At 64.5% G+C, this 11606-nt stretch carries 11 protein-coding genes; 7 read left to right on the top strand and 4 right to left on the bottom strand.

From position 1 onward, the window contains the following. The 5 genes from BGRAMDRAFT_RS31680 to cls all read left to right on the top strand — a co-directional run. A partial coding sequence (locus BGRAMDRAFT_RS31680) for a DapH/DapD/GlmU-related protein (protein WP_044022032.1) occupies positions 1–298 on the top strand: 298 nt, incomplete at its 5' end. After that, positions 298–663: an ArsC family reductase gene (locus tag BGRAMDRAFT_RS31675; protein WP_006053008.1), complete on the top strand. Its 366-nt coding sequence runs from the start codon at positions 298–300 to the stop codon at positions 661–663. The genes BGRAMDRAFT_RS31680 and BGRAMDRAFT_RS31675, both read left to right, overlap by 1 nt. 117 nt (positions 664–780) lie before the next feature. Then, positions 781–1920: a succinyl-diaminopimelate desuccinylase gene (dapE, locus tag BGRAMDRAFT_RS31670; RefSeq protein ID WP_006053007.1), complete on the top strand. Its 1140-nt coding sequence runs from the start codon at positions 781–783 to the stop codon at positions 1918–1920. A gap of 38 nt (positions 1921–1958) precedes the next feature. After that, positions 1959–2843: a 50S ribosomal protein L3 N(5)-glutamine methyltransferase gene (gene prmB / locus BGRAMDRAFT_RS31665; RefSeq protein WP_006053006.1), complete on the top strand. Its 885-nt coding sequence runs from the start codon at positions 1959–1961 to the stop codon at positions 2841–2843. Positions 2844–3124: 281 nt separating this feature from the next. Beyond that, positions 3125–4606: a cardiolipin synthase gene (gene cls / locus BGRAMDRAFT_RS31660; RefSeq protein ID WP_006053005.1), complete on the top strand. Its 1482-nt coding sequence runs from the start codon at positions 3125–3127 to the stop codon at positions 4604–4606. A gap of 23 nt (positions 4607–4629) precedes the next feature. Here cls and BGRAMDRAFT_RS31655 read toward each other — a convergent pair whose 3' ends face one another. Continuing rightward, positions 4630–5109 (bottom strand): glutathione peroxidase, encoded by a 480-nt coding sequence (locus BGRAMDRAFT_RS31655; protein ID WP_006053004.1) that lies wholly within the window; start codon positions 5107–5109, stop codon positions 4630–4632. Between the two features lie 135 nt (positions 5110–5244). Between BGRAMDRAFT_RS31655 and BGRAMDRAFT_RS31650 the strand changes: the two genes are divergently transcribed. Then, a complete protein-coding gene (locus tag BGRAMDRAFT_RS31650; protein WP_006053003.1) occupies positions 5245–7209 on the top strand; it encodes an ATP-binding cassette domain-containing protein in 1965 nt (654 codons plus the stop codon). Positions 7210–7357: 148 nt separating this feature from the next. Further along, positions 7358–8500 (top strand): CaiB/BaiF CoA transferase family protein, encoded by a 1143-nt coding sequence (locus tag BGRAMDRAFT_RS31645; protein WP_006053002.1) that lies wholly within the window; start codon positions 7358–7360, stop codon positions 8498–8500. 44 nt (positions 8501–8544) lie between these two features. Here BGRAMDRAFT_RS31645 and BGRAMDRAFT_RS31640 read toward each other — a convergent pair whose 3' ends face one another. The 3 genes from BGRAMDRAFT_RS31640 to alr all read right to left on the bottom strand — a co-directional run bounded on the left by BGRAMDRAFT_RS31640 (position 8545) and on the right by alr (position 11488). Then, entirely contained in the window at positions 8545–8823 is a 279-nt protein-coding gene (locus tag BGRAMDRAFT_RS31640; protein WP_006053001.1) for a DUF2866 domain-containing protein, read from the bottom strand. A 155-nt stretch (positions 8824–8978) separates the two neighbouring features. Beyond that, positions 8979–10355, bottom strand: a complete 1377-nt coding sequence (gene radA / locus BGRAMDRAFT_RS31635; RefSeq protein ID WP_006053000.1) for a DNA repair protein RadA — start codon at positions 10353–10355, stop codon at positions 8979–8981. Between the two features lie 62 nt (positions 10356–10417). Next, positions 10418–11488 carry an alanine racemase gene (gene alr, locus BGRAMDRAFT_RS31630; protein ID WP_006052999.1) on the bottom strand — a complete coding sequence of 357 codons (1071 nt, stop codon included), beginning with the start codon at positions 11486–11488 and terminating at the stop codon, positions 10418–10420. Positions 11489–11606 lie beyond the last annotated feature (118 nt).

The raw sequence follows: 11606 nt of genomic DNA, 5'->3' as shown, positions 1-11606 counted from the left end.
GGTCATCATCGAGGACAACTGCTTTATCGGCGCGCGCTCGGAAGTGGTGGAAGGCGTGATCGTCGAGGAAAACTCGGTCATTTCGATGGGCGTGTACCTCGGCCAGAGCACCAAGATTTACGACCGCGAAACCGGCGAAGTGTCGTATGGCCGCATTCCGGCGGGTTCGGTCGTGGTGGCGGGCAATCTGCCGTCGAAGGACGGTTCGCATAGCCTCTACTGCGCCGTGATCGTCAAGAAGGTCGACGCGAAGACACGCGCGAAGGTCGGCCTGAACGAGCTTCTGCGAGGCGACTGATGGCGCGCGGCACAAAAACTGTCGTCTACGGCATTCCGAATTGCGACACGGTGAAGAAAGCGCGCGTGTGGCTCGAGGAGCACGGCGTCGAGTTCGAGTTTCACGACTTCAAGAAGGCCGGCGTGACCGAGCCGCTCGTGCAGGACTGGCTGAAGGACGTAAAGCTCGACGCGCTGCTGAACCGTCGCGGCACCACATGGCGCGGCCTGTCCGACGACATGAAGGCCGCCGCGGACACGCAGCCGGGCGCGATCGCGTTGATGATCCACAAGCCGTCGGTGATCAAGCGGCCGGTGCTGGTGGTCAACGGCCGCGTCAAGTCGCTCGGTTTTTCCGCCGACGAATACGCGGCGTTGTTTGCGTAAGCGTAGCGCTGTTTGCCTAAAAACGCGGTCCGCCGCGTTGCGTCAAAGCTGTTGCCGGCTGCGGTGCTTCACCGCCAGCCGGCATTTTTTCATTTCCAAGTGGCTTGTACTGAATCCATGTCCGGCACCCTCGCCCTTACCGAACAACTGATCGCGCGCGCCTCCGTCACGCCCGACGACCAGCATTGCCAGCGCCTTCTGATCGAGCGCCTGTCCGCGCTCGGCTTCGAGCACGAAACCATCGAATCGAACGGCGTGACGAATCTGTGGGCCGTGAAACGCGGCGTCGACGGCCGCGCGGGCAAGCTGCTCGCGTTTGCCGGTCATACGGACGTGGTGCCCACCGGCCCGCTCGATCAATGGCAATCCGCGCCGTTTGAGCCGACGCATCGCGATGGCAAGCTGTACGGCCGGGGCGCAGCCGACATGAAAACGTCGATCGCCGGCTTCGTGGTGGCGAGCGAGGAATTCGTCGCGGCGCATCCTCAGCATCGCGGCTCGATCGCGTTCCTGATCACGAGCGACGAAGAAGGCCCCGCCACCGACGGCACCGTCAAAGTGGTCGAAGCGCTGCAGGCGCGCGGCGAACGCATGGACTACTGCATCGTCGGCGAACCGACTTCGAGCGCGCAGTTCGGCGACACGGTAAAGAACGGCCGGCGCGGCTCGATGTCGGGCAAACTCGTCGTGAAGGGCGTGCAAGGCCATATCGCGTATCCGCATCTGGCGAAAAACCCGGTGCATCTGCTCGCGCCCGCGCTGGCCGATCTCGTCGCCGAACGCTGGGATGACGGCAACCAGTACTTCCCGCCCACCACCTGGCAAGTGTCGAACATTCATAGCGGCACAGGCGCCACCAACGTGATTCCCGGCCACGCCGACATCATGTTCAACTTCCGCTTCTCGACGGCCAGCACGGTCGAAGGATTGCAGCAGCGCGTCCACGCGATCCTCGACCGGCACGGCCTCGAATACGATCTGCAATGGACGGTCAGCGGCCTGCCGTTTCTCACGCCGCACGGCGAACTGTCGAGCGCGCTGGCGAAAGCGATCAAGGACGAAACCGGCGTCAACACCGAACTGTCGACCACGGGCGGCACGTCGGACGGCCGCTTCATCGCGCGCATCTGCCAACAGGTGGTCGAGTTCGGCCCGCTCAACGCCAGCATCCACAAGATCGACGAACATATCGAAGTCGCCCACATCGAGCCGCTCAAGAACGTGTACCGCCGCGTGCTCGAACAACTGATCGCTTAACCCTCGGCGCATACGAGGGACATTCAAGGACTATTGCGATGACGCTGCCCTTTTCCACCGTCCGCGACCTGCTGCGTTTCGCGGTGTCGCGCTTCAATCAGGCCGGGCTGTCGTTCGGCCACGGCTCGGCCAACGCCTACGACGAAGCCGCCTACCTGGTGCTGCACACGCTCCATCTGCCGCTCGACCTGCTCGAGCCGTTCATGGACGCGCGTCTCTCGGCAGCCGAAATCGACGCCGTGCTCAACGTGATCGAGCGCCGCGCCAGCGAGCGCGTGCCGGCCGCGTACATCACGCAGGAAGCGTGGATGCACGGCTTTCGCTTTTACGTCGACGAGCGCGTGATCGTGCCGCGTTCGTTTATCGGCGAGCTGCTGCAGGACGGCCTGCAACCGTATGTGGAAGATCCCGAGCAGGTGAGCGCCGTGCTCGAACTGTGCACGGGTTCGGGGTGTCTCGCGATTCTCGCGGCGCACGCGTTTCCGAATGCCGACATCGACGCGGTGGACCTGTCCGCACCGGCCCTCGAAGTCGCCGCGCGCAACGTGGCCGACTACAAGCTCGACGACCGCATCGCGCTCTTCGAAGGCGATCTGTATGCGCCGCTCGCGGAGCGCCGCTACGACGTGATCATCAGCAATCCGCCGTATGTGAACGCGGCGTCGATGCGGGAGCTGCCCGCCGAATACAAGCACGAGCCGGAAATGGCGCTTGCGGGCGGCGCGGACGGCATGGACATCGTGCGGCGAATCATTGCGGACGCACGCAACTGGCTGACCGAAGACGGCGTGCTCGTGATCGAGATCGGCAACGAGCGTCAGCATGTGGAAGCGGCGTTCGGCGGCCTGAACCTCGTCTGGCTGTCGACGAGCGCCGGCGACGACAACGTGTTCCTGATTCAGGCCGCGGATCTGCCCGTCTGATGTTGTGACGATGTTTTAGCGCCGAGCGGTGTGTGGGCGAGAGGCGCCTGCGCGCCGGTCGGCGTTGGCTTGCCGCTTTTGCTGGGCTGCCCGCCGAAGCCAGCCAGCACGCGCGCCGCCGCGCGCACGCGCCGTCCACAGAAGCTCTAAGCCCGCCCCCGCCGCCGCCCCACACAAACCCCGCCCTCACCCCAACCGCCTCGCGTTCGGTAAGATGAGCGCCGTTGCCCGCGTTCCTCCGACGCCCCGGCACGGCATTTCGCTCAACCCTTCGCTCGCCTATGCAATTCGACCTGCTTCACGTCGGCACGCTGGTGGCCCTCGCGCACATACTCGGCGCGGTCGCGGCGTGTCACGCGATTCTCAATACCCGCACGTCGCAAGGCGCGATCGCCTGGGCCGTGTCGCTGGTCGCGATGCCGTATCTGACGCTCGTCCCTTATCTGTTCCTCGGGCGCAGCAAGTTCGCCGGCTATGCCGACGCCCGCCGCGTCGAGAACGAACTGTTGCGCACGCACGCGCATCCTCCGCAGTGGGACAAGCTGGCTTCGTCGGTCGAACTGCCCGCGCATGCGCTGGGCGGCAGGCTCGTGCACTCGCTGACGCGCCTTGGCGGCATGCCGTTTCTGCCGGGCAATGCCGTGCGTACGCTGGTGAACGGCACGGCGACTTTCGAGGCCATTTTCGACGCCATCGAGCACGCGCGTCACTACATCATCGTGCAGTTCTTCATCGTCCGTGAAGACGCGCTCGGCGAGATGTTCAAGGAAGCGTTGATCGCGAAAGCGCGGCAAGGCGTGCGCGTCTATTTCCTCTACGACAGCATCGGCAGCTTCGATCTACCTCATCGTTACGTCGCGTCGTTGCGCGCGGGCGGCGTGGACACGCATCCGTTCGCGACCAATCGCCTGTTCGTCAACCGGCTGCAACTGAACTTCCGCAATCACCGCAAAATCGTTTCCGTCGACGGCGAGCGCGCGTTTGTCGGCGGACACAACGTCGGCGTCGAGTATCTGGGCGCGAAGCCGCCGCTTTCGCCGTGGCGCGACACGCATATCGAAGTGCGCGGGCCGGCGGTCGCGAGCATCCAGTTCGTGTTCACCGAGGACTGGTACTGGGCCACGCAGCAATTGCCGCAACTCGATGTGCCGCCGATGCCGGTGGACTCCACGAACGCGTCGCTCCCCGCAAGCTCAACGCCCGCCGCCAACCACGACATGCACTGCCTGGTTGTGCCGAGCGGCCCCGCCGACAAGCAGGAAACCTGCTCGCTGTTTTTCGTCGAAGCGATCAACGCGGCGCGCGAGCGCATCTGGATCACGACGCCCTACCTCATTCCCGACGAAGCCGTGTTCTCCGCATTGCGGCTCGCCGCGCTGCGCGGCGTCGACGTGCGCATCATGATTCCGAGCCGGCGCGATCACGTCGTGGTGTTCGAAGCGTCGAAGTTGTACGCGTACGATTCGCTGCGCGCGGGCATCCGCATCTTTCGTTATCAACCCGGCTTTCTGCACCAGAAGGTCGTGCTGATCGACACGGTGGCCGCCGCGGTGGGCAGCGCCAACCTCGACAACCGTTCGTTCCGGCTCAACTTCGAGATCATGGTCGTGACCGTCGATCAGTCATTTGCGAAAGAAGTCGAAGCCATGCTGCTCGACGACTTCGCGCAATCGCGCGAGATCGACCGCAACGAGTATCGCCAGGCGAGCGCGGTGCGGCGCGTACTCATGCACGTGGCCCGGCTGTTCTCGCCGATTCTCTAAAACCCCGCCACGCGCCGCCGGTTTCACAGCAGCTTTTCGATGTCCTCGGTAATCGTCTCCGGCTTGGTCAGCGGCGCATAGCGCTTGAGCACGTTGCCGTCGCGGCCGATCAGAAACTTCGTGAAATTCCACTTGATGCCTTCGAGGCCGAGCAGCCCCGGCGCCTCGCCCGTCAGATACCGAAAGAGCGGATGCGCATTCGCGCCGTTCACGTCGATCTTGTCGAACATCGGGAACGTCACGCCGTAGTTCTTCTCGCAAAAGCTGCCGATCTGCGCGGCGTCGCCAGGTTCCTGCTTGCCGAACTGATTGCATGGGAAGCCCAGCACCGTGAGCCCGCGCGCCGCGTAGCCGTCATAGAGCTTCTGCAAGCCCGCGTATTGCGGCGTGAACCCGCATTCGCTCGCCGTATTGACGATCAGCAGCACTTTGCCTTCGTACTGCGCGAGGCTCACTTCCTCGCCGCCTAGCGTGCGGGCCGTAAAAGAATAAATCGATGTCATATGCTCTCCCCACGAAAGCCGTCAGTCTATGTCAAAAGCGCGGCCGATACAGTCGGCCGAATGGCCGATGCCGGCTAAGGTCCCGGTGTCATCCCCGGCAGTCTAAAATAGCGTTTTTCTTCAGCCGGCCTTTTCGTGATCCGCTTTAACCAGTTCAGCCTCGCGCGCGGCACCAAGCCGCTCTTCGACAACACCACGTTCACGCTCAATCCCGGCGAAAAGGCCGGCCTCGTGGGCGCAAACGGCGCGGGCAAGTCGACGCTGTTTGCCGTGCTGCTCGGCGAACTGCACGCGGACGGCGGCGATTTTTCGATCCCGCCCACGTGGCAGATCGCGCACGTCGCGCAGGAAACGCCCGCTGCCGACAAGACCGCGCTCGCCTATACGCTCGACGGCGACGCCGCGTTGCGCGCGATCGAAGCACGCATTGGCGCCGCGTCCGCCGCGCACGACGGCGCGGCCGAAGCCGAAGCCCACGCAGCCTTTGCGGACGCCGACGGCTACACGGCGCCCGCGCGCGCCGAAGCCTTGCTGCTCGGTCTCGGCTTCACGCTCGAGCAGACCCGCGAGCCGGTCAGCAGTTTCTCGGGCGGCTGGCGCATGCGCCTGAATCTCGCGCAGGCGCTGATGTGCCGATCGGACTTGCTGCTGCTCGACGAACCGACCAACCACCTGGACCTCGACGCAATCGTCTGGCTCGAGGAGTGGCTGCATCGCTATCCGGGCACGCTGATCGTGATCTCGCACGACCGCGAATTTCTCGACTCCGTCTGCAACGTCACGCTGCATCTCGAACAGCAGCAGATCAAACGTTACGGCGGCAACTACTCGCAATTCGAAGTGCTGCGCGCGCAGCAGATCGCGCTGCAACAGAATGCGTACGAGAAGCAGCAGCGCACGGTCGCGCATCTGCAGAGCTACATCAACCGTTTCAAGGCGCAGGCCACCAAGGCGCGTCAGGCGCAAAGCCGCGTGAAGGCGCTCGAAAAGATGGAACTGATCGCGCCGGCGCACGCCACGTCGCCGTTCACGTTCGAATTCCGCACGCCCGATTCCGCGCCGAATCCGATGATGGTGATGGAAGACGTGCGCTGCGGCTACCACAGCGAGGACGGCGCGGAGATTCCGATCGTCGAGCGTGTGATGCTGTCTATCCAGAACGGTCAGCGCATCGGCCTGCTCGGCGCGAACGGCCAGGGCAAGTCAACGCTGATCAAGACGCTGGCCGGCACGCTTGCGCCGCTCGGCGGGCATGTGCGCGAAGGCAAGGGTTTGCGCATCGGCTATTTCGCGCAGCATCAGTTGGAAACGCTGCGCGCGGACGACACGCCGTTGCAGCACCTCGCGCGTCTTGCGCCCGACACACGCGAACAGGAATTGCGCGACTTCCTCGGCAGCTTCAATTTTTCCGGCGAAATGGCGACGTCGAAAATCGCGCCCTTCTCCGGCGGCGAGAAGGCGCGGCTCGCGCTTGCGCTGATCATCTGGCAAAAGCCGAACCTGCTCCTGCTCGACGAGCCGACCAATCACCTGGATCTGGAGACGCGGCACGCTTTGACGATGGCGCTCGCGCAGTTCGAAGGCACGCTCATTCTCGTCTCGCACGACCGGCATTTGCTGCGCGCCACGACCGATCAGTTCATGCTGGTCGCGAAGCATCGTCTGCAGGAATTCGACGGCGATCTCGACGATTACCGCGACTGGCTCTTGCAGCACGCAGCGGAGCAGCGCGCGGCGTTGAAGGCGGGGAATGCGGCGAACGGCGCGGCGAATGGTGGCTCGAACGGCACCGACAACGGCGCTGACAGCGGCGTGAATCGCAAGGAGCAACGCAGGCTCGAAGCAGAAACGCGTCAGAAGCTCGCGCATCTGAAAAAGCCGCTGCAAAGCCGCATCACGAAGATCGAGAAGGAAATGGACGCGCTCAACGCGGAGAAGGCGACGCTCGACGCGTTCGTCGCCGATCCGGCCAGTTACGAGCCCGCTCAGAAGAGCAAGCTGACGGACGCGATCCGCCGTCAGGCAGATGTGAACGCACGCCTCGAGGCGCTCGAAGCCGAGTGGCTCGAGACACACGAGGAACTCGAACAAATCGGCTAGCGGGACGCTCGCTGCGATCCGCGCCGGCATCGACGAGAGGTTGGCTTTGTCATCTGCGACGTCTTCCGCTGCATCTGCTTCATCTGCTTCGTCTTTCGGCGAGTCCGCGCCGGCCGACGCCGCGCCACCGCCTCTAAAGGGCCTGCGCGTGCTCGACCTCACGCGCCTGCTCCCCGGCCCGGTTGCCGCTTTGCGGCTTGCGGAACTCGGCGCCGACGTGCTGAAGATCGAAGCGCCCGGCGCCGGCGACCCTACCCGCACGATGATGCAGTCGTCGAGCGACCGCGTAGCCGGGCGGCCCGGCGCGTTCTACCGGCTCGTCAATCGCGGCAAGCGCGAGACGCGTCTCGACCTCAAATCCGAAGCGGGACGCAATGTGCTGCGCGCGCTCGCGTCCGAGGCGGACGTGCTGATCGAAAGCTTCCGGCCGGGCGTGATGGACCGGCTCGGCGTCGGCTACGCGACCTTGCGCGCGGCCAATCCGCGGTTGGTGTACTGCGCGATTAGCGGCTACGGCGCGCGCGGACCATTCGCCGATCGCGCCGGGCACGACCTGAACTACATCGGCTACGCGGGTGTGCTGGATCAACTCCAGAGTCGCGACGGCACGCCTATCGTGCCCAACTTTCAGATCGCCGATCTGCTCGGCGGCGCGCTTAGCGCGGTCACGCAGATTCTCGCCGCGTTGTGGCAGGTGTCGCGCGGCGGCGAGGGCCGCTTTGTCGACGTTTCCATGACGCACGCCACGCATGCGCATAACGTGGTCGCGCAAGTTGCGCTTGCCAATGAGAATGCCGCGGCAAACATAGCGGCAAGCGCAGCGGGAAACATGGCGGCAAGCGCAGCGCGACAGGCGCCGGAAGAAACACGCGCGGGTTCGGGTCTGCTGAACGGCGGCGTGCCCTGCTACAACCTCTACCGCACGCTGGACGGCCGCTGGCTCGCGGTCGGCGCGCTCGAACTGAAGTTCTGGGAGAGCTTGTGCATGGCGCTCGATCGCCCCGAGTGGGCCACGCGTCACTGGAGTCTTGGTCAGGCGATTGGCGGACCGGACGCCGCCTCGCTCACGCAGGAGCTTGCCGACGTGTTCGGCTCGCGCGCACTCGATGAATGGGTCGCGCTGCTCGAGCCGCTGGATTGCTGCGTCTCGCCTGTACTGACGGCGGCGGAAGCGGCGCGGCATGTGCTGTTTGATCCGCGGGCGTATGAAACGCAGGAAGCGGATCAAGCGCATGAGCCGAACCACGAGCTCGACGCGTTCGGTCAGCGCAACAAGGAAAGCGAAGGCTAAAGCGCCCTTCGCTCCTCATCCCAACCCGAGGACGCCGCCGACAACTACCGCCGCGCCACCGTCTGCCGCGGCAACGTCTGACGCGGCGTCTTTTCATCGTCGTAAAGCAGATGCTTGCGGCCTTCCACGTGGCGATTGATGGTCGCGCGCACGTCGGCGGCGGTAGCGTCGCCCGCTACCACGCGGCGCGAAATCTGTCCGGTCCGGTCGATCCACTCGACAATCCGGCAAGCGCCGCCCCACGGTTGCTGAATGGGCGCGGAGACCCGGCAACCGCGCACCTGTATCGGCCGCTCGGCTACGGTTTCATGTGACTGTTTCAAGGCGCGATCCTTTTTCCGGCATCGAAGGGATGCAATACCCTGGCAGCTTAAGGAAAAAGGAAGGGCTTGTTGGTTACAGCCAACCTGGAGATATTTACCGCGCATTACGGCAAGCGCCGCGCGCGCCCCGGTCGCGGCAGCGGCGAAACGCCCGTCTACTCGAGCGTGCGGACCCGGTCGATTGCCTGTTCGATACGCTCGACCGCAACGACCTGTAAGCCTTCTATCGGCTGCTTGGGCGCATTGGCCTTCGGAATCACGGCTACCGAAAAGCCGAGCTTGGCCGCTTCCTTCAGACGTTCCTGACCACGCGGCGACGGCCGGATTTCGCCGGCGAGGCCGACTTCGCCGAACACCACGAGACCTTTGGGCAGCGGCTTGTTACGCATCGACGAATGAATCGCGAGCAGCACCGCGAGGTCAGCGGCCGGCTCGGTGATCTTCACGCCGCCCACCGCGTTCAGGAACACGTCCTGATCGAAACAGGCAATGCCCGCATGCCGATGCAGCACCGCGAGCAGCATCGCGAGACGATTCTGTTCGAGGCCGACCGCGAGACGCCGCGGATTCGGCGCATTGGCGGAATCGACCAGCGCCTGCACTTCCACCAGCAGCGGCCGCGTGCCTTCCTGCGTCACCAGCACGCACGAGCCCGGCACCGACTGTTCATGCTGCGACAGAAAAAGCGCCGACGGATTGGCGACGCCGCGCAAACCGCGCTCGGTCATCGCGAACACGCCAAGCTCGTTGACCGCGCCGAAGCGGTTCTTGATCGCGCGCACGAGGCGAAACGACGAATGCGTGTCGCCCTCGAAGTACAGCACCGTATCGACGATATGTTCCAGCACGCGCGGCCCCGCGAGCGCGCCTTCTTTCGTGACGTGGCCGACCATGATGATCGTGGTGCCCGACTGCTTCGCGATGCGCGTCAATTGCGCCGCGCACTCGCGCACCTGGGCGACGGAACCGGGCGCGGACGTGAGCGCGTCCGAGTACACGGTCTGGATCGAATCGATGACGGCGACATCGGGCCGCTGGTCGGCAATCGTCGCCTGAATTTTTTCCAGCTGGATTTCGGCGAGCAATTGCAGCTCGCTTGCCTTCGACCCCGGTTCGAGCAGCGACAATCGTTGCGCGCGCAACGCAATTTGCGCAGCCGATTCCTCGCCGCTGATGTAGAGCGCGCGTTTGTCGGCTGCAATTTCAGCGAGCGACTGCAGCAGCAGCGTCGATTTGCCGATGCCCGGATCGCCGCCGATCAACACCACGCCGCCCGGCACCAGACCGCCGCCGAGCACGCGGTCGAATTCGCCGACGCCGGTGGTGAAGCGCGGCACGTCGGACGCTTCGATGTCCGCGAGGCGCCGCACCGGCGCGCTCTTCGCGAGCGACTGGAAGCGATGCGTGGAAGGTGCTTCCGCAACCGATTCGACCAGTGTGTTCCAGGCCTGGCATGACGGGCATTGTCCTGCCCATTTCGGCGATTGACCGCCGCATTCACTGCATACGTACAACGTTTTTGCTTTTGCCACGCGTTCCTGCCCGAGTTGCGGTTGTTCTAATGTTGCTTGGTTGTTGTTTGCCGTTGCCTACGTCATTCCGCGCGCACCGGAACCCGCGGCGCGACCGCGCACATCAGCTCATAACCAATCGTGCCGCACGCGCGCGCCACATCGTCGATGGGCAACGACGCGCCCCACAATTCGACGCGCGAGCCGACGTTCGCCGTGGGAACCGGCGTGAGGTCGACGGTCAGCATGTCCATCGAAACGCGTCCGACGATCCGCGTGCGCACGCCGTCCACGATCACCGGCGTGCCTTCGGGCGCGACCCGCGGATAGCCGTCCGCATAGCCGCACGCGACCACGCCGATGCGCATCGGCCCGCGCGCCTTGAAGAGCGAGCCGTAGCCGACGGTCTGACCTTCCGCGATGTTTTGCACAGCGATCAGTTCCGACGCGAGCGTCATGGCCGGCTGCAAGCCCGTGCCCTGGATCGCCGCGGACACGCCCGAAGGCGACGCGCCGTACAGAATGATGCCCGGCCGCACCCAGTCGAAATGCGATTGCGGATGCCACAGCGTCGCAGCGGAATTAGCGAGGCTGCGCGCGCCGGCGATGCCTTGCGCGCCGCGCTCGAACGCTTCCATCTGGTGAGCCACGCCGCGCTCGCTGTCGGCGTCGGAGAAATGGGTCATTAGCGTGATCTGGCCGACGCCCTGGCAGGCGCGCGCCCGCTCCCACGCCGCGCGGAATTTTTCCGGCGTGTAGCCGAGCCGGTTCATGCCGCTGTTCATCTTCAACTGGATGTTGACGGGCTTGGAGAGCCGCGCCATTTCCAGCATGCGCAACTGCTCGTCCGAATGCAGCGCCGTGGTGAGGCTATAGCGGTCGATGACGTCGATGTCCGTCGGACGAAAAAAGCCTTCGAGCAAAAGAATCGGGCCGGCCCAGCCCAATTCACGCAACTTCACGGCTTCTTCGAGGTCCAGCAACCCAAAGCCGTCGGTTGCCCGCAAACCTGGAAAAGCGCGCGCGAGGCCGTGCCCGTAGGCGTTGGCCTTGACGACCGCCCAGATCTTCGATTTGGGCGCATAGCGGCGCGCGACGGCAAGGTTATTGGCAAGGGCGGACGTGTGAATCGTGGCTGAGAGGGGGCGCGGCATGGAATATTTTCGTAAAGACGCTTGCGAATCAGCGGCTTACAGGGCGTTTTCAACGCGCGGCAGCCCGCTGGGCGGTGCGATCAAGGATTCTGCTAGTCTGAATGCAGCTATTTTCATG

The organism is Paraburkholderia graminis C4D1M, from assembly GCF_000172415.1.
Taxonomy (GTDB): domain Bacteria; phylum Pseudomonadota; class Gammaproteobacteria; order Burkholderiales; family Burkholderiaceae; genus Paraburkholderia; species Paraburkholderia graminis.
Note: the sequence above shows the minus strand (reverse complement) of the source record. Positions and strands in the feature narration are given on the sequence as shown.

Excerpts from the sequence above, each read along its gene's own strand:
- BGRAMDRAFT_RS31675 (WP_006053008.1), top strand. The coding sequence starts at position 298 with ATGGCGCGCGGCACAAAAACTGTCGTCTACGGCATTCCGAATTGCGAC.
- dapE (WP_006053007.1), top strand. The coding sequence starts at position 781 with ATGTCCGGCACCCTCGCCCTTACCGAACAACTGATCGCGCGCGCCTCC.
- prmB (WP_006053006.1), top strand. The coding sequence starts at position 1,959 with ATGACGCTGCCCTTTTCCACCGTCCGCGACCTGCTGCGTTTCGCGGTG.
- cls (WP_006053005.1), top strand. The coding sequence starts at position 3,125 with ATGCAATTCGACCTGCTTCACGTCGGCACGCTGGTGGCCCTCGCGCAC.
- BGRAMDRAFT_RS31655 (WP_006053004.1), bottom strand. The coding sequence starts at position 5,109 with ATGACATCGATTTATTCTTTTACGGCCCGCACGCTAGGCGGCGAGGAA.
- alr (WP_006052999.1), bottom strand. The coding sequence starts at position 11,488 with ATGCCGCGCCCCCTCTCAGCCACGATTCACACGTCCGCCCTTGCCAAT.